We start from the raw sequence: 17,708 nt of genomic DNA on the forward strand, positions 1-17,708 counted from the left end.
GCTATGAAACAGGTACTTTTTGTTCGTCCCGACAGCCGCGAGGACGGGAAAATAATGTGGTGTCTCTCCGGCTGCGAACAGGTTGAGGTAGTGGATAGCCTGGACGCACTGGTGGAGCATCCTCTGGCAGCCCGTGTTTGTCTGCTGCTGCCCGCGAGCAACATGATCTTCCGCCATTTTACGCTGCCGAAGAAAGTCGCCTCGCAGGCGACGGCGTTCTCGTGGATGGCAGAAGAGACGCTGATGGGTGATGTGGACAACCTTCACTGGACGGTGCTTAACAAAAAGGGTGCCGAGGTTGACGCCGTAGCCATCGACGCCGATTGTCTGCGCGGGTGGTTAACCCGCTGCCAGGAGGCCGGTTTGAAGGTCATACAGGCGCTGCCGGATGCCTGGCTGCTGCCCGCAACGGCAGGCGGAAACACGCTTGTCGCCATGGACAATGGTTACTGGCTGCGTTCATCGCCGCATGCCGCCTGCGAAATAGCGCCGGGCCTGTTGCCCCTTTTACTGCAGAAAGCGGGAGAGGGGGAGGTGTGCTGTTACGGGGAAACGCCTGCCGATGTTGACGTCGATACCGTGCAACCCTGGCAGCATCCACTGGTGTTGATCCAGCCGCAGTGGCAAACCTGCCGCGTCACGCTCCTGCATGGTCAGTTCAGCGCGAAAGCGAGCACGGGTAAAGCCGCGAAGAGCATCAAAGCGGCGATGGCCGCAGCGGGCCTGCTCTCTCTTGGCCTGTTACTGGGCCCGCGGATCGCCATGGCCTGGATGCTGGTGCAACAGGAAAATCAGGTTCAGCAGGAGATCCTTCAGGTTTATCAGCATCACTTCCCCAGTATGCGTCAGCAGACCAATATCAAATATCACTTTGGTCAAAACATGAAAAAGCAGAGTAAAGGGATATTTCTGCAACTGGACGATCTGGAAAAAGCCAGACAGGCGGTACCAGGAATGGAGATCTCTCTGCTCGAATACGATGCCCGGCAAAACTCGCTGACGCTGAGCGTCAGTTCGCAAAGCCAAACTGCATTGCAGACGTTTGTGAATCAGGCGGGTGAAAATTTTGATTTCACCCTGCAGCCTGTTTCTACGTCTGCTCCTTATACCGCTATGATCGCCGGGAAATATAAATGAAAGCGCGAATCGCACAGCTCAAGTCTCGTTACCAGCATTACAGCGCCAGAGAAAAAAACATCCTGAAAATATGTGCTATTACCGTATTGGGGGGCGCTATATATTATGCAGGTGTTATTCCTCTGGATAATATGATTCAAAATAGTAAAGCCACGCTCACCAGACAAAAAGAGACGCTGAACTGGATGCGCAGCGAAATAAATAAAAACCACCTTCCGGTTCAGGTTGTTAAAACAAACAATCCGCGCACGGTGGTGGAAAACAGCGCACATGAAATTAATCTCTCTCTGACCGATGTGCGTCAGGATGGACAAACATTATCGTTCGTGGTTAGTCGCGTTAACGTCTACGAATTAAAAAGCTGGCTGCGGGAAATTAACCAGACATCCGGTGTCAGACTGCAAAAAATGAACCTCACACCGGTCGATCATCTCAGCGATGTGAAAGCAGAAATACAGCTCACCTGGAGCAAAACCGCATGAATACTTTCGCGCTGATGCGGGACACCTGGCCTGTGGGGTTCCCGGCAATGAGTGCGATATTGGGCAGCATTGTGGGGAGTTTTCTTGGCGTCGTCGCCGAGCGCGTACCTGGCATGGTGATGGAAGAGGAAGGCAGTAGCAATTTGCTGTTCCCAGCCTCGCACTGCCCGGTATGCCAGCACACGCTTGCCGCCTGGGAGAATATCCCGCTGGTCAGCTGGCTTGTTTTACGCGGACGCTGTCGAAGCTGCCACACCGCCATCCCATTGCGGATATTTTTAATCGAACTTTTTTCTGCACTTTTTTTTGGTATTACAGCCTGGTGTATGCCGGACGTACAGGCATTGTTTTCCCTTTGGCTGCTGGCCGCTTTTTTATTGCCGCTGACCATGATCGACTGGCGGTATCAACTGCTGCCGGATTGCCTGACCCAGCCGCTGCTCTGGGCGGGATTGCTGCTCCATGCTTTTGACCACCGGTTGCCCTTACGGGATGCGCTGTTCGGTGCCGTGGCGGGTTACCTGTCGCTCTGGTTACTTTATTGGGCGTTTCGCCTGACAACCGGGCGGGAAGGTCTGGGGTACGGCGATTTTAAGCTGCTGGCGGCCTTAGGGGCCTGGTGCGGCTGGCAGTCGTTGCCTGTACTTGAATTAGTGGCAGCGTTGAGCGGTATTGTCGGCTATTTCACGTTATTTAATTTAAATAAAAATAACCTCACGATTTCTTTCGGGCCGTATCTCTCATTTGCTGGAATAGTGGTGTTTATTAGTCAGCAGTTTGCTTTCATTTTTTAAATATTCAGGTCAAGTTTTTTTATAAATTTTTTTGACGGTGGAAGAGAAGGACGTCTCTTTGCGCCCAGTGTATCGTAAGGGATATAAGCTACACGGAATTGGGGCTTGTATCTTTTTATGGAGGAATACAACGCAGCAAAAACGTTTTTTTTTCTCGGTTTTCAGATTGGTTAAATACGCATTACGCAAAAAGCTCCATGTTCTCAAGGAAGACATGGATGATTAACGTTACGAATAAATTTATCAGGAAATAAAAATGAAATTTATGAAGCCTAAATATCTGGCGCTCTTTATTGCGGCGGCAACCAGCTCCGCATTTGCTGCAGCACCGGGTACACCGACGATCGGCTACGGTAATGACAAATTTGCCCTTGTTGAAGTCGATCAGGCAGCACAGGATTACAACAGCCTTGTCAAAGTACATAAAGACGGCGTGGATGTAAAAGTGGAGTGGAACGTCTGGAGCGGTGATGCACCGACGTCCGCGAAGGTGCTGCTGGACGGCCAAACCGTCTGGACCGGTGCGGGCAGCGCATCAGGTTCTGCCACCTTCAAGGTGAAAAAAGGCGGACGTTACCAGGAGCAGGTAGAGCTTTGTAACACCAGTGGTTGTAGCAAAAGCGCCAGCAAGCTGATTATTGTCGCGGATACCGACGGTAGCCACTTGCTTCCTCTCAATACTACCATGAAGGAAAACAACAAGACCTTTGCTCAGCATACTGACAAAGTGGTGGGGGCTTACTTCCCGGAATGGGGCGTCTATGACCGTAACTTCCAGGTCGATAAAATCCCGGCGGCTAACCTGAACCATATTCTGTATGGCTTCATTCCAATCTGTGGCGGTGACGGCATCAACGACAGCCTGAAAACCATCGAAGGGGGTAACAGCTTCCAGGCGTTGCAACGTGCCTGTAACGGTCGTCCGGATTATACCGTTGCCATTCACGATCCGTGGGCGGCGCTGCAAAAACCACAGGCCGGCGTTTCTGGCTGGGATGACCCCTACAAAGGTAACTTTGGTCAGTTGATGGCGCTGAAAAAAGCACATCCAGGGCTGAAAGTACTGCCATCTATCGGTGGCTGGACTCTCTCCGATCCGTTCTTCCAGATGAACAACCCTGCTATTCGCTCCCGCTTCGTGGCATCGGTGAAAGAGTTCCTGCAAACCTGGAAATTCTTTGACGGTGTGGATATCGACTGGGAATTCCCGGGCGGCGGCGGTGAGAACACGGCACTGGGTAATCCGCAGCAGGATAAAGCGACGTATACCGCGCTGATGCATGATTTGCGCACGATGCTGAACGAACTCTCCAGCGAAACTGGCCGTACTTATGAACTGACCACCGCGATCGGTTCCGGCAAAGATAAGATCGAAGACGTGGATTACACCACCACACAGCAGTATCTCGATCACATCTTCCTGATGAGCTATGACTTCTACGGCGGCTGGAGCAATACAGAGTTGGGTCACCAGGCTGCGCTGAAAGCACCTGCATGGCGTCCGGACACAAACTACACCACCGAAAACGGCGTTAACGCGCTGCTGCAGCAGGGCGTACAGCCTGGCAAGATTGTGGTGGGAACCGCCATGTACGGCCGCGGCTGGACGGGGGTTCATGGTTACACCGGCAACAATCCGTTCACTGGCACCGCCACCGGCAAGGTGAAAGGGACCTGGGAACCGGGCGTGGTTGACTACCGTCAGATTGTGAATGAGTACAAAGGCAAGCCGGGTTGGGAATACGGTTACGACGCAGACGCTGAAGCACCGTACGTCTTCAATAAATCCACTGGCGACCTGATCACTTATGAAGATGCGCGTTCTGCTGCCGCAAAAGGCAAGTATGTTATGGCGAATCAGCTGGGCGGTCTGTTCTCCTGGTCCATTGACTCAGATAACGGCGACATTCTGAACGCCATGAATGAAAGCCTGCTGGGCGGTAGTTCAACCCCGGTTGAACCTGTTGTCACCAACCATGCGCCGATTGCCTCCTCGACCGATCTTAACGTCTCTGGCCCGGCGACCGTAACGCTCGACGGGTCTGCTTCCAGCGATCCGGATGGCGATGCAATCACCTATAAGTGGACCCAGATTTCTGGCCCATCGGTGACGCTCACCAACAGCACCAAAGCGAAAGCCACCTTCAACGTGGCTGCGGTGACCAGCGATCAGACGATGGCATTCCGCCTGACCGTGACTGACGCGAAAGGACTGAGCAACGCGATTGATGTGCAGGTTGTAAACAAAGCGCCAAAAGCGAACCAGGCACCGGTTGTGAACCCAATGGAAGCAGTGACGCTGCAGGCAGGTGAAACCTATGCGCTGCACGCGCAGGCCGCGGATCCAGACGGTGATGCACTGACCTACGCCTGGAGCGTTCCGGCGGATATGCACGCGACCGGGACTGATACGGCGAACGTGAATATCACTGCGCCAGATGTGACCTCCGCCTCGACTTACACCCTGAGTGTCGTCGTAAGCGATGGTAAAACCAGCGTGCAGTCTAACGTGCAGGTCACGGTGAATCCTAAACCTGCTGACGTCACCCCGCCTGCTGATGAAGTGACCCCTCCGTCTGATGAAGTGACACCTCCTTCGGATGAAGGCACGGCAACCGGTAGCTGCGACGCGCCAGTCGATGCTAACGCCAGCAAATATGCCGCATGGGATGCCAGCAAAATATACAACAATGGCGACACCGTGAGTGCCGACCACCTGGTGTGGAAAGCGAAATACTGGACGCAAGGTAACAAACCTGGCTTCGGTGTGGATGCCTGGGAACTGGTGAGCAACGTGAAGATGAACTGGCGTTCTGACCTGGTCTACAACGGCGGTGAAACCACCACTTACCAGGGTAACGTTTACCGTGCCAAATGGTGGACCCGTGGCGATAACCCGGCTAATAGCGACGTATGGGTGAAAGAAGGCGCATCAACAGATTGCAAATAATCTAACCCGATAATCACTCCCCCTCACGAAGGGGGAGTGATGAAAAATTCATTTTACAGGATGTTGGTAGGGAGAAATAACAGAAACTGTCAGCAGGTAAAAATGAAAAAGATCATTTTGTTGTTATTAATAATAAGCCAAAGCGCACTGGCAAACTGTTGGGATAATGCGGCACGTTATTATCATGTCGACCCGTATTTATTGTATGCCATAGCCAATGTCGAATCCGGTATGAATCCGTATGCGGTGGGACAAAATCATGATGGCACGCGTGATGTTGGGTTGATGCAAATTAACAGCTCACATTTTACGGAACTGGAGACCAGAGGTATTGATGAACGCAGACTGATGACCGAGCCCTGTACCTCCATCATGGTCGGTGCTTCCATTTTGTCCGGAATGATTAAGGTCTATGGCTATAACTGGGAGGCTGTCGGCGCGTATAACGCAGGTTTAAAAAAAGAGAATTATCCGCAGCGTATGATCTATGCCCATAAAGTCTGGAAAAAATATCAGCAATTAAAATTAGCTGCACAATATTAATGTTTTTTATTTTTGAAGAATTCCTCAGGGTGTTCTTCGAAAAGAAAAAACAGCTGTCTGTGGTTTATGTATTAATGGATTAATACATAAACCGGGATTTTAATTTTAACTTCAATTAACAGGAATCGGAAATGAACAAAAGGACGTTACTAAGTGTGCTCGTTGCCGGAGCATGCGTAGCTCCCTTTATGGCACAGGCTGCCTCGCTGCAAGCGACCACCAGTGAGCCATACACCATGAAAGCCAGCGATCTGGCGAAGAAAGAAAAAGAGCTGACCAGTTTCCCGCTGATGGCCTCAGTGAAAGAGACCATTCAGACGCTGGATAATGCGCAGGTTGAACTGATTGAGCCAGGCCGTGCAGCGAACCCGGAAAACGTGAAGCGCGTTGAAGGCATTGTTAAGGCCAGCGACTGGGAATATCTCTTCCCGCTGCGTGCGCAGGCGTACACCTATAGCAACTTCCTGAAAGCGGTCGGTAAATTCCCGGCGCTGTGTAAGACCTATAAGGATGGTCGCGACAGCGACGCCATCTGCCGTAAAGAGCTGGCAACCATGTTTGCTCACTTCGCTCAGGAGACTGGCGGCCATGAAAGCTGGCGTCCGGAAGCCGAATGGCGTCAGGCGCTGGTTCACGTACGTGAAATGGGCTGGAGCGAAGGGCAGAAGGGGGGCTATAACGGCGAATGTAACCCGGACGTCTGGCAGGGTCAGACCTGGCCGTGCGGTAAAGATAAAGACGGCGATTTCCTGAGCTACTTCGGTCGCGGCGCGAAACAGTTGTCTTACAACTACAACTATGGCCCGTTCTCTGAAGCGATGTACGGTGACGTGCGTACGCTGCTCGATAAACCTGAGCTGGTGGCGGATACCTGGCTGAACCTGGCGAGTGCGATCTTCTTCTTCGCCTATCCACAGCCACCAAAACCCAGCATGCTGCAGGTTATTGACGGCACATGGCAGCCGAACGATCGCGATAAAGCCAACGGTCTGGTACCGGGCTTCGGCGTGACCACCCAGATCATCAACGGCGGCGTAGAATGCGGCGGTCCGACTGAAATTGCCCAGTCGCAAAACCGTATCAAGTACTACAAAGAGTTCGCGAACTACCTGAAGGTTCCGGTTCCGGCGAATGAAGTGCTGGGCTGCGCCAACATGAAGCAGTTCGATGAAGGAGGTGCTGGCGCGCTGAAGATTTACTGGGAGCAGGACTGGGGATGGAGCGCGGATACACCAAGCGGTCAGACGTACTCTTGCCAGCTGGTGGGCTACCAGACGCCATACAGCGCGTTCAAAGAGGGCGACTACAGCAAATGCGTACAGCACTTCTTTAACGTGAATATCGTTAACGATGACGGCTCAACAACCACGCCGGATGAAACCCCGGTAGCACCAGCGCCATCGGAAGAGGAAACCCCGGCTCCGGCGCCCGTTCCGGATGAAACGCCTGCAGAACCGACGGCTGTCAATCACGCACCGGTCGCGCATATTGCCGGCCCAATCGGTGCGGTTGACGCAGGTGCACAGGTTTCTCTGAGCGCCGAAGGTTCGACAGATGCTGATGGTAACAAACTGACTTATACCTGGCGCTCTCAGGATGGTCAGACTGTGACGGGTCAGGATAAAGCGGTTGTGACCTTCAGAGCCCCAGAAGCGGCGACGGCGCAGCAGGTTGAAATTAGCCTCACGGTTAGCGACGGTGAACTGAGCAGCACAACCTCTTATCTGCTGAACGTGAAGGCGAAAGCGGTTCCTTCTCAGGACGAAGGGACATCCGACTCTTACGCCGCGTGGAGTGCGAACAGTAAGTACAAAGCAGGTGATATCGTGAACAACCACGGTAAACTCTTCCAGTGCAAACCGTTCCCGTACAGCGGCTGGTGTAACACGGCTCCGGCGTACTATGAACCCGGCGCAGGTCTGGCATGGTCTGACGCCTGGACGGCGCTGTAAAAGCAAACGGCAACCGAAGGGTTGCCGTTTTCGTGTTCGCACCTTGCTGTTGTAGGCCCGGTAAGGCGAAGCCGCCACCGGGCAAAAAGGCTAGCGATGAAGCTTCCCGTGGTCCCGCAACCACGCCGCCGTGCGCACAATCCCTTCATCCAGCGTCACGATCGGTTTATACCCCAGCTCGTTCTCTGCGCGGGTAATATCCAGCGTGAAATCAAAGTTGAGCTTGGATACCCCATAGTGCGTCAGCGCGGGCTCTTTGGCCGATTTACTGCCAAAACGCTCCATGCTGCGGGCGATCATGTCCAGCATCGGGTAGGGCACGGAACGGATACGGCAGTTGATCTGCAGTTCATCAATCAGCCGTTGCACAATGCTGCGTAACGAACACGGCTCGCCGTTGGTGATGTTGTAGGCACGGCCGGAAATCAGCTTATCGCAGTCCGGCTGACTTGCCAGCCACATGGCGTGAACCGCATTTTCATAGTAGGTCATATCCACCAGCGCATCGCCGCCGCGCGGCAGCAGCACGCTGCCGTAGTGGTGCATCATCTGCGCCAGACGCGGAATAAACACCTTGTCGTGCGGCCCGAACAGGCTCTGCGGACGCAGTACCGTAAAACGGGTATGCGGGTTTGACTGCGCCAGCAGGTCAATCACCTCTTCGCTGGCCGCCTTGCTGCGGGCAAACTCACAGGCAAAACGTGCGGGGCGGAAATCTTCCTGCACGTCACGATGGTGGTGATAATCGAAATAGAGCGATGGGGAGGAGATATGGATAAAGTTACGCACGCCCCAGGCAACGGCCCATTCGCCCAGACGGCGGGTTGCCCGCACGTTAGCGAGGTCAAAGGCTTCCTGGGTTCCCCACGGAGAGGTGAAACTGGAGCAGTGCCACAGCGTGTCGATACCGGCGAGCATCACTTTCGCCTGAGAGGAGACCAGCTCCGTCAGGTCAGCATGGACAAACTCTGCGCCCATTTTTTGCAGCAGTTTTCCCATCGCTTCGTTGCGACCGGTAGCCCTGACGCTGATGCCTTTGTTGCGCAGAAATTCGACCGCATTTCGGCCTAAGCCGCTGGTCGCCCCGGTAACCAGTACCTTCATATCAATCCACTGTGTTGAAAAAGAATTTCGTGCGCATTCTTTCGTGAATTACGGCGGGTTGCAATGGGAAAGGTGAAAGAAAGAGAGTTTTATTTAGAACTTTTCCGTCTTTTGTTCTGCCAGTTGCGCAATCCGCTTCGCCATTCCCCGGAAGATAAACAGATGTGCGGGGATCATGAACAACCAGTAGAACAGACCCGGCATCCCGTGCGGATGCCACCAGGCGCGGACATCCAGTTCGCGATGGTCGCCTTTGTCTTTCAGCGTAAAGCAGAGTCGACCCAGCCCCGGAGCTTTCATACCGAACAGCAGTGCCAGCTGCTTTTCCGGCTCGACGATGATGACCTTCCAGCTGTCGACCGCATCGCCCACTTCAAGGTAAGGACGAGCAGGGCGGCCTTTTGCCAGCCTGTGTCCCACCAGCAGATCCATTGCTCCACGCGTTTGCCAGAGAATATTGCCGAAGAAATAACGTTCTTTGCCGCCAATCTGGTTCACCACGTCCCACAGCGCCGCCAGACTTGCCTGCGTTTTTACCGTGCAGCCGGCCTGTTTGGGATAATAACCATACTCCGGTCGCCAGCGGGCAAACGCCTGGGCGTCGTAACCCCAGTCGCTGGAGTTTACCAGTTGCTCTTCTTCTTTCAGCGTATTGCGCACGGCATCATCAAAGCGGATCAGGTTCTGGGGAATGAGTGCCCGCAGCTCGCGATCGTCCGCCAGTAAATCATGTTTGAGTCCCTGGATCAGCGCTTTGGCGGTCGTCGGCGGCACAGAGGTAATCACATTCAAAAACCACACCGAAATCCAGCGGGTTGGAAAGGGGATGGGGATCAGCCAGCGTTTACGGCCGCTGACGCGCATGAAATGTTCAAACTGCTCCTGATAGCTCAGCACTTCCGGGCCTGCCGCCTCCAGCACGCGGTGTTGCTCCGCCGGGTGGTCCAGCAGCGCCACCAGATAATGCAGTAAATTTTCCAGCGCAATCGGCGTGGTGCGCGAACGGACCCAGCGCGGCGGCGTGAGTACCGGCAGGTTGTAGACCATATCGCGCATCACTTCGAAGGCGGCGGAGCCCGCGCCGACGATAATTCCGGCGCGCAGTTCGGTAACAGGGATAGTGGCGCCGCGCAGGGTTTCCGCCGTCAGCTGGCGGGCACGCAGATGATCGGATTGCTCATGTTCGGGCGCCTGGAGCGAGCTTAAAAAAATGACCTGCTTCACCGGCGTTTGCAGCAGGGCATCGCGGACGTTCATCGCCACCTGACGCTCGTGGGCGATAAAATCTCCGCCTTCACCCATGCTATGCACCAGGTAGTAAAGCGTGTCGACCCCTTCCAGCAGCGCGGGAAGTTCCTTCGGCCAGTTGAAGTCAACATTATGGCAGGTGACGCCAGGCAAACTGAGTTTTTGCAGACGTTCGGTGTTGCGTGCCGCGGCCAGCACCTGATGCCCCTGCTGGCTTAATACAGTGGTGAGATGCTGACCGATATACCCGCTGGCGCCGAGCACCAGAATGCGTTGCGGCACGTGAGGCTCCTTATCGCTGTAAAAACGCCTGCCAGTGTTTCACCACCTCTGACAGCTGTTCGCGGCTCACGTCGAGATGCATGACCAGACGCACGACAGGTGAGGCGTTGATCAGCACGCCACGGGCTTTCATAAATTCACCCAGCACGGCAGCGTGTTCGTCACCCACGCGAACGAACAGCATGTTGGTGTCGTGGCGCATTACGTCGGCGCCAATCTCGCGCAGCTGCGCCGCCATCCACGCGGCGTTGTCGTGATCGTCCTTCAGGCGCGCCACGTTGTTTTTCAGGGCATACAGCCCGGCCGCCGCCAGAATACCCGCCTGACGCATGCCGCCGCCGGTCATTTTGCGCCAGCGGTTGGCACGCTTGATGTAGTCCGCATTGCCCACCAGCAGGGAGCCTACAGGCGTGCCCAGCCCTTTAGAGAGGCAAATGGTGAACGAATCGCAATATTGCGCGATCTCTTTTAGCTCGCAACCGTACGCCACCACGGCGTTAAAGATGCGTGCGCCATCCACGTGCAGGCCAAGTTTGCGCTCGCGAGTGAATTCCCACGCGGCTTTCAGGTATTCGCGAGGCAGCACTTTGCCGTTGTGGGTATTTTCCAGACTGAGCAGTTTTGTGCGAGCAAAGTGAATATCGTCAGCTTTGATTTTCGCCGCGACTTTATCGAGCGGCAGGGTGCCGTCCGGCGCGGCGTCAATTGGCTGTGGCTGAATGCTGCCGAGCACCGCCGCACCGCCTGCTTCATACAGATAGTTATGCGCGCCCTGGCCCACGATGTACTCTTCGCCGCGCTCGCAGTGGCTGAGCAGCGCCACCAGGTTGGCCTGCGTACCGGTGGGCAGGAACAGAGCGGCCTCTTTCCCGCTGAGCTCTGCGGCATAGCGCTGCAGCTCGTTAACCGTCGGATCGTCACCATAGACGTCGTCCCCGACCGGAGCGGCCATCATCTCTTCGAGCATGGCGCGGCTCGGACGGGTTACGGTATCACTGCGTAAATCAATCATGGCATGTCCTTATATTTAAAAGGCGATGCCAGATGTTTTACCTGAGCCAGTTCGTTTTTGCCAGTTCGATCACCTCATCGCCGCGGCCGCTGATGATGGCGCGCAGCATGTAGAGGCTAAAGCCTTTGGCCTGTTCCAGTTTGATTTGCGGTGGGATCGCCAGCTCTTCTTTGGCGACCACCACGTCCACCAGTACCGGGCCGTCAATGGAAAAGGCGCGCTGCAGGGCTTCATCCACCTCTGACGCTTTTTCCACGCGAATACCGGTGATGCCGCAGGCCTCGGCGATACGCGCGAAGTTAGTGTCGTGCAGTTCGGTGCCGTCCGTCAGGTAGCCGCCGGCCTTCATCTCCATGGCCACGAAGCCCAGCACGCTGTTGTTAAAGACCACGATTTTCAGCGGGAGCTTCATCTGCACCACCGACAGGAAATCCCCCATCAGCATGCTGAACCCGCCGTCGCCGCACATCGCCACGACCTGACGTTCCGGTGCCGTGGCTTTCGCCCCCAGCGCCTGCGGCATGGCGTTGGCCATCGAACCGTGGTTGAACGAGCCGAGCAGGCGACGTTTCCCGTTCATTTTCAGATAGCGCGCTGCCCACACGGTTGGCGTGCCCACGTCGCAGGTAAAGATGGCGTCGTCGTCGGCAAAATGGCTGATCTGCTGCGCCAGATACTGCGGGTGAATGGCTTTGTCGCTCGGTTTAGCGAGGTCGTCCAGCCCCTTGCGCGCATCGTGATAGTCGCTCAACGCCTTATCGAGGAACCTGCGGTCCGTTTTTTCTTCCAGCAGCGGCAGCAGGGCGGCAAGGGTGGATTTAATATCGCCCACCAGCGCCATATCGACCTTGCTGTGCGCGCCGATACTGGCGGGGTTGATATCAATCTGAATGATTTTGGCATCCGTTGGGTAAAACGCGCGATACGGGAACTGCGTGCCGAGCAAAATGAGCGTGTCGGCATTCATCATCGTGTGGAAACCGCTGGAAAAGCCGATTAAGCCGGTCATACCCACATCATAGGGGTTATCGTACTCAACATGCTCTTTGCCGCGCAGGGCGTGGACGATCGGCGCTTTGAGCTTACCGGCGAACTCAAGTAATTCTTTATGTGCGCCTGCACAGCCGCTGCCGCACATCAGGGCAATATTGCTGGAATAGCGCAGCAGTTGCGCCAGTTTTTTCAGCTCTTCTTCGGCTGGCGTCACCACTGGCTGTGGCGCATGATACCAGTGGCTGCTGGCGGTTTCTGGTGCGGCCTTGAGCGCGACGTCGCCAGGTAACACGACCACGGAAACACCCCGATTCAGCACAGCTTTGCGCATGGCAATCGCCAGGACCTGAGGGATCTGCTCGGGTGTCGAAACAAGCTCGCAATAGTGGCTACATTCACGGAACAGCTCCTGCGGATGCGTCTCCTGAAAATAGCCGCTGCCGATCTCTGTAGACGGAATATGAGCGGCAATCGCCAGCACCGGCACGTGGTTACGGTGGCAATCAAACAGACCGTTGATTAAATGCAGGTTTCCCGGCCCACACGATCCGGCGCAGACGGCCAGTTCCCCCGTGAGCTGGGCTTCGGCACCGGCGGCAAAGGCGGCGACCTCCTCATGACGGGTCGGCATCCATTCAATGGTTTTCATCTTGTTGAGACTGTCGCTCAGTCCGTTAAGTGAATCGCCGGTGACACCCCAGATGCGTTTTACGCCTGCTTGTTCCAGGGTTTTCGCTATGTATGCAGCCACAGTTTGTTTCATGGTTGTCCGTCTCCTTTTTGTGATATCGCTTACAAGCTTAGAAGAAAGTCTCCGTATTGCCCGCCGCATCCCCCCAATTAAAAGGTGCTGTTCACGCGCAATTATTCGGCATAATCTGGTGATACCTCAGTGAAAACAGGAATCATTTCAAATGGTTAAATCATTGTTAATTGCTGTTAATGAAAAGCTATCGTGCGACGATCTTGGCAAACTCTTGTTACGACTTGCCGTGGGTGGGCTAATGCTGTTTCACGGCTTGCATAAGTTGTTTGGTGGTGTGGGATTCATCAGCGGCATGCTGGTGGAAAAAGGGTTGCCGGGGTTTATCGCCTATGGCGTTTTGATTGGCGAAGTCGTGGCACCGATCCTGATTATCATTGGGCTCTTTACGCGCCCGGCCGCGCTGGTGCTGGCATTTACGATGATTGTGGCGTGGTTAATGGTGGGCATCGGTGAAACGTTCACCCTTGACGCTGTCGGAGCATGGGGAATTGAAAGCCTGGTGTATTTCTTTATCGGCTCGCTGGCAGTCGCGTTTTTAGGGGCTGGGCGGTTTGCGGTAGGGAAAGGTCCTGAGTGGCAGTGAGGAAAACAAAAGCCCGGTGGCGCTAGCGCTTGCCGGGCCTGTGATCGAACGTTTAACGTTTATGCGAGGACGAGATCACCCTGCGGATGACACGAGCAGGCCAACACGTAACCTTCTGCAATTTCCGCGTCGGTCAGCGTCATGGTGCTGGTAACCGTGTAGTTGCCATCCACCACTTTGGTTTTGCAGCAACCGCACACACCTGCACGACAGGCCGCCACCACGGGGATCTTATTGCTTTCCAGCGCCTCCAGCAGTGTCGTGCCCACACGGCCAAAGAAAGTCTGTGCAGGTTGCAGTTTGCTGAATTTAATCCCGCTGGTTGCCGCTTCTGCCACGGGGGTGAAGAACTGCTCTTTGAAAAAGCGGGTCACACCCAGGGTCTTCGCTTCCGCTTCCACGATATCCATATACGGCGCCGGGCCGCAGGTCATCACGGTACGATTCACGATATCAGGCACGCTTTGCAGCAGCTCGCGGCTCAGACGACCGGGCACAAAACCATGGGTTGCGTTATGTTCCGCCACCAGCGTCACCGGATAATCACGCCACTCCTCGGCAAAAATCACATCGTCCGGGGAACGGACGCTGAAGATCGCCTGCACGTCGGCCTGCGGGCGGTTCTTCGCCAGCCAGCGGCGCATCGACATAATCGGCGTCACGCCACAACCCGCTGCCAGCAGCAGGAATTTATCGTCTGTTTTGTCGTCACAGGTGAAATCCCCCTGCGCGTCAGACAGCCAGATGTAATCCCCGCGCTTGACGTCACGCGTCAGCCACTGGGAGCCCGCGCCGTCGTCAATGCGGCGGACGGTGAGCGTAATGTATTCGCTCACACCCGGCGTTGAGGATAGGGTATAGGCGCGCAGGGTGTCCGCCGAATTGCGAACGCTGACCAGCGCATACTGCCCTGCACGGTACGGATAGTAGTCATGGCACAGCAGTGACAGTGTCCATACATCCGGCGTCTCCTGATGGATGTGATGAATCTGCATCCGCCACGGACATTGTGAGGTTGGCATGGTCATGAATAACTCCTTACGCGCTCAGCAGCTGCTTCATATCGTCTTCAACGTTGGTCACGGAACGCAGGCCGAATTTCTCGTTCAGCACGGCCAGCAGGTCCGGCGTAAGGAAGCCCGGCGCGGTTGGGCCGGTCACGATGTTGGTTACGCCCAGAGAGAGCAGGGTCAGCAGGATGACAATCGCTTTCTGCTCAAACCATGACAGCACCAGCGACAGCGGCAGATCGTTCACGCTGCAGCCTAGTTTCTCCGCCAGAGTGACCGCCAGGATGATCGCAGAGTAGGCATCATTACACTGTCCGGCATCCACCAGGCGCGGCAGACCTTCGATGTTACCGAAGTCCAGTTTGTTGAAGCGGTATTTACCGCAGGCCAGCGTCAGGATCAGACAGTCTTCCGGTACGCGGGTGGCGAAATCGGTGAAGTAGTTACGCTCGCCACGCGCGCCGTCACAGCCGCCGACGAGGAAGATATGGCGCAGTTTTTCACGGCTGACGAGATCGATCAGCGTATCTGCAGCCCCGAGCAGTGTTTCACGGCCAAAACCGACGGTAATCAGGTGCGGAATTTCACTGTACGGGAAGCCCGCCATCTGCTGCGCTTGCTTGATGACCGGACCGAAGTCATCGCCCTCAAGGTGGCTTACACCCGGCCAGCCGACGATGCTGCGGGTCCAGATGCGGTCGTCATATGCGCCCACGGTTGGGTCGATGATGCAGTTAGAGGTCATCACGATTGGGCCCGGGAAACGGGCAAACTCAACCTGCTGGTTCTGCCAGCCGCTGCCGTAGTTACCGATCAGATGTTTGAATTTACGCAGCTCTGGATACCCGTGAGCCGGCAGCATTTCACCGTGGGTATAAACGTTAACGCCCGTACCTTCGGTTTGCTTCAGCAGGTTGTAGAGATCTTTCAGGTCATGACCGGAAATCAGGATGCATTTGCCTTCGGTTGCTTTGACATTGACCTGGGTGGGCGTTGGGTGGCCGTAGGTGCTGGTTTCACCGGCGTCCAGAATGCTCATCACTTTGAAGTTCATCTGGCCGATTTCCATTGAGCACTCAAGCAGCGCGTTCATATCTGCAGGCCAGGTGCCGAGCCACGCCATGATGTTGTGGTACTGGGCGTAGATGTCGTTGTCGTATTGACCGAGCACATGCGCGTGCTCCATATAGGCCGCGGCGCCTTTCAGACCGTACAGGCACAGCAGACGCAAGCCAAGGATATTCTCGCCAATGGTCGCCTTGTCTTTGTTTGGGGTGAACTCAGCCGCCTGACGCTGCAACTCGCCCAGATCGTCGCTCACCAGCTGAAGTTCTGACATCGGATTTTCCACGCGGGCGTTAGCGTCCGCCTTCAGACACTGCGCTTTCAGCGCTTCACGAAGGGCAATGGCTTCGCGGGCGTAGCCGACAATGCGCGGAGAGTCGAAGTTAACGTTGGTTAGCGTGGAGAAGAAGGCGCGCGGTGCGAAGCTGTCGACGTAGTGGTCGATGATGCCATATTCACGCGCTTTGCACGCCCATGCGGAAAGGCCTTGCAGGGCCGCAATCAGCAGGTCCTGCAGGTCAGATGTTTCTGCGGTTTTGCCGCACATACCCTGTGCGTAAGAGCAGCCATTGCCTGCCGGGGTACGGATGGTTTGTTCACATTGCACACAAAACATAATCACACCTGTTAAAGTTATATTTGATATACATGTTTAAGGTTATGCCTGTGCCAGAACGGTGAAAAGGGCTTTTTGCTACAAAATAAAGGGAGATTGATTTAGCGCAATTTTGGCGGCAGGAACCCTACCGCCAAAGAAGTATCAGGCCGAGAAGACTGCCATCAGAACCGGAACCAGCAGGCTTAAAATAAAGCCGTGCACGATGGCGGCGGGCACCATCTCCAGTCCGCCAGAGCGTTGTAATACCGGCAGGGTAAAGTCCATTGAAGTCGCGCCGCACAGACCCAGCGCCGTAGAGCGACTTCGGCGCACCAGACCCGGGATCAGCATAATGGCAATTAACTCCCGTGCCAGGTCGTTAAAGAAGGCGGCGCTACCAATCACCGGGCCGAACGATTCGGTCAGCAGAATCCCGGAGAGGGAATACCAGCCGAAACCTGAGGCCATCGCGAGGCCTGTTTTCAGCGGCAGGTCGAGAATAAAAGCGTTAATCACGCCCGCCACCATGGAGCTGGCGACAACAATGACCGCGACCATCATTCCCCGACGGTTCAGAACAATTTGCCTAAGCGTCATGCCATTATTTCGCAGCTGAATACCGATCAGGAACAGCAGGAAGATCAGCGTATATTCACTGGCCTCTGTTGCGTGCTGTAAAAATGCCCAGCCGGTCAGCCCAAGAAGAAACCCGAGCACCACGACGCCGCACAGTTTTAATGATTCCAGAGCCATCGCAATTCGGGAAGGCAGCTTTTCCTGATGATGATGGTTTTTCCAGGGAACGGTACGTTCAAGCCAGAAGAGTGCGGCAATATTACACAGTAAAATAACCACCACGGTGACCACTGAATAATGCAGGATAGAAAGCAGATTGGTCGCCAGATTATCCAGGAAGGCCAGGCTGATCCCCATAAAGAAAAGAATGACGTATACAATCCAGCTGAGAAAACGGTTGATAAGACGTAATGCGGATTCCTGATGCAGCGGGATAAGGTAGCCCGCAATCAGGGGCAGCAGAATGATGAGGAGTCCTGAAAACATGAACAGCTGGTCCTTTTGAGTATCTGTTAAGCGCCAGTGACACTACCCAATAAAGGCTGTTCAGTAAAGCGGCAAAAAGAAAGCCGGGTGGCGACTGCGCCTTACCCGGCTTGAGTGTATGTGGGGT

General features: G+C 55.0%; 14 protein-coding genes. 7 read left to right on the plus strand and 7 right to left on the minus strand.

The features are described 5' to 3' along the window. Positions 1-3 precede the first annotated feature (3 nt). The 6 genes from gspL to ACLHV8_RS06180 all read left to right on the plus strand — a co-directional run bounded on the left by gspL (position 4) and on the right by ACLHV8_RS06180 (position 7,858). Positions 4-1,137: a type II secretion system protein GspL gene (gene gspL, locus ACLHV8_RS06155; RefSeq protein WP_208593749.1), complete on the plus strand. Its 1,134-nt coding sequence runs from the start codon at positions 4-6 to the stop codon at positions 1,135-1,137. Further along, a complete protein-coding gene (gene gspM / locus ACLHV8_RS06160; RefSeq protein WP_028019281.1) occupies positions 1,134-1,619 on the plus strand; it encodes a type II secretion system protein GspM in 486 nt (161 codons plus the stop codon). The genes gspL and gspM overlap by 4 nt, the downstream gene beginning before the upstream one ends. Continuing rightward, positions 1,616-2,413, plus strand: coding sequence for a prepilin peptidase (locus ACLHV8_RS06165; protein WP_129325272.1), 798 nt, complete (start codon positions 1,616-1,618; stop codon positions 2,411-2,413). The genes gspM and ACLHV8_RS06165 overlap by 4 nt, the downstream gene beginning before the upstream one ends. 256 nt (positions 2,414-2,669) lie before the next feature. Next, the gene (locus ACLHV8_RS06170; RefSeq protein ID WP_208594435.1) at positions 2,670-5,363 is read left to right on the plus strand and encodes a glycosyl hydrolase family 18 protein; all 2,694 of its coding nucleotides are present in this window, start codon (positions 2,670-2,672) and stop codon (positions 5,361-5,363) included. A gap of 102 nt (positions 5,364-5,465) precedes the next feature. Next, the gene (iagB, locus tag ACLHV8_RS06175; protein WP_028019278.1) at positions 5,466-5,906 is read left to right on the plus strand and encodes a type III secretion system invasion protein IagB; all 441 of its coding nucleotides are present in this window, start codon (positions 5,466-5,468) and stop codon (positions 5,904-5,906) included. Positions 5,907-6,037: 131 nt separating this feature from the next. Then, positions 6,038-7,858 (plus strand): chitinase, encoded by a 1,821-nt coding sequence (locus tag ACLHV8_RS06180; protein WP_208594436.1) that lies wholly within the window; start codon positions 6,038-6,040, stop codon positions 7,856-7,858. Between the two features lie 90 nt (positions 7,859-7,948). On the opposite strand, the gene ACLHV8_RS06185 is transcribed toward ACLHV8_RS06180, so the two are convergent. The 4 genes from ACLHV8_RS06185 to poxB form a co-directional block, all read right to left on the minus strand. Next, entirely contained in the window at positions 7,949-8,962 is a 1,014-nt protein-coding gene (locus ACLHV8_RS06185) for an NAD-dependent epimerase/dehydratase family protein (protein WP_028019276.1), read from the minus strand. Positions 8,963-9,055: 93 nt separating this feature from the next. Next, on the minus strand, positions 9,056-10,492 hold the full coding sequence (locus ACLHV8_RS06190; protein WP_208594437.1) for an SDR family oxidoreductase: 1,437 nt from the start codon (positions 10,490-10,492) through the stop codon (positions 9,056-9,058). Between the two features lie 10 nt (positions 10,493-10,502). Next, entirely contained in the window at positions 10,503-11,504 is a 1,002-nt protein-coding gene (ltaE, locus tag ACLHV8_RS06195) for a low-specificity L-threonine aldolase (protein WP_208594438.1), read from the minus strand. 37 nt (positions 11,505-11,541) lie between these two features. Beyond that, on the minus strand, positions 11,542-13,260 hold the full coding sequence (gene poxB, locus ACLHV8_RS06200) for a ubiquinone-dependent pyruvate dehydrogenase (RefSeq protein WP_208594439.1): 1,719 nt from the start codon (positions 13,258-13,260) through the stop codon (positions 11,542-11,544). Positions 13,261-13,411: 151 nt separating this feature from the next. On the opposite strand from poxB, the gene ACLHV8_RS06205 reads away from it, so the two are divergent. After that, entirely contained in the window at positions 13,412-13,846 is a 435-nt protein-coding gene (locus ACLHV8_RS06205; RefSeq protein WP_208594440.1) for a DoxX family protein, read from the plus strand. Between the two features lie 59 nt (positions 13,847-13,905). Here the strand turns inward: ACLHV8_RS06205 and hcr are convergent, their stop codons facing one another. The 3 genes from hcr to ACLHV8_RS06220 form a co-directional block, all read right to left on the minus strand. Beyond that, entirely contained in the window at positions 13,906-14,874 is a 969-nt protein-coding gene (gene hcr / locus ACLHV8_RS06210; RefSeq protein ID WP_208594441.1) for an NADH oxidoreductase, read from the minus strand. A 10-nt stretch (positions 14,875-14,884) separates the two neighbouring features. Continuing rightward, positions 14,885-16,537, minus strand: coding sequence for a hydroxylamine reductase (gene hcp, locus ACLHV8_RS06215; RefSeq protein WP_208594442.1), 1,653 nt, complete (start codon positions 16,535-16,537; stop codon positions 14,885-14,887). Positions 16,538-16,681: 144 nt separating this feature from the next. Then, positions 16,682-17,581: a lysine exporter LysO family protein gene (locus ACLHV8_RS06220; RefSeq protein ID WP_049005454.1), complete on the minus strand. Its 900-nt coding sequence runs from the start codon at positions 17,579-17,581 to the stop codon at positions 16,682-16,684. Between the last annotated feature and the right edge of the window lie 127 nt (positions 17,582-17,708).

This window comes from Enterobacter sp. CPE_E863 (assembly GCF_046521465.1).
Taxonomy (GTDB): Bacteria; Pseudomonadota; Gammaproteobacteria; order Enterobacterales; family Enterobacteriaceae; genus Enterobacter; species Enterobacter adelaidei.

What these genes read in the sequence shown, in the direction of transcription:
- gspL (WP_208593749.1), top strand. Translation starts at nt 4, where the DNA reads ATGAAACAGGTACTTTTTGTTCGTCCCGACAGCCGCGAGGACGGGAAA.
- gspM (WP_028019281.1), top strand. Translation starts at nt 1,134, where the DNA reads ATGAAAGCGCGAATCGCACAGCTCAAGTCTCGTTACCAGCATTACAGC.
- ACLHV8_RS06165 (WP_129325272.1), top strand. Translation starts at nt 1,616, where the DNA reads ATGAATACTTTCGCGCTGATGCGGGACACCTGGCCTGTGGGGTTCCCG.
- ACLHV8_RS06170 (WP_208594435.1), top strand. Translation starts at nt 2,670, where the DNA reads ATGAAATTTATGAAGCCTAAATATCTGGCGCTCTTTATTGCGGCGGCA.
- iagB (WP_028019278.1), top strand. Translation starts at nt 5,466, where the DNA reads ATGAAAAAGATCATTTTGTTGTTATTAATAATAAGCCAAAGCGCACTG.
- ACLHV8_RS06180 (WP_208594436.1), top strand. Translation starts at nt 6,038, where the DNA reads ATGAACAAAAGGACGTTACTAAGTGTGCTCGTTGCCGGAGCATGCGTA.
- ACLHV8_RS06185 (WP_028019276.1), bottom strand. Translation starts at nt 8,962, where the DNA reads ATGAAGGTACTGGTTACCGGGGCGACCAGCGGCTTAGGCCGAAATGCG.
- ltaE (WP_208594438.1), bottom strand. Translation starts at nt 11,504, where the DNA reads ATGATTGATTTACGCAGTGATACCGTAACCCGTCCGAGCCGCGCCATG.
- poxB (WP_208594439.1), bottom strand. Translation starts at nt 13,260, where the DNA reads ATGAAACAAACTGTGGCTGCATACATAGCGAAAACCCTGGAACAAGCA.
- ACLHV8_RS06205 (WP_208594440.1), top strand. Translation starts at nt 13,412, where the DNA reads ATGGTTAAATCATTGTTAATTGCTGTTAATGAAAAGCTATCGTGCGAC.
- hcr (WP_208594441.1), bottom strand. Translation starts at nt 14,874, where the DNA reads ATGACCATGCCAACCTCACAATGTCCGTGGCGGATGCAGATTCATCAC.
- hcp (WP_208594442.1), bottom strand. Translation starts at nt 16,537, where the DNA reads ATGTTTTGTGTGCAATGTGAACAAACCATCCGTACCCCGGCAGGCAAT.
- ACLHV8_RS06220 (WP_049005454.1), bottom strand. Translation starts at nt 17,581, where the DNA reads ATGTTTTCAGGACTCCTCATCATTCTGCTGCCCCTGATTGCGGGCTAC.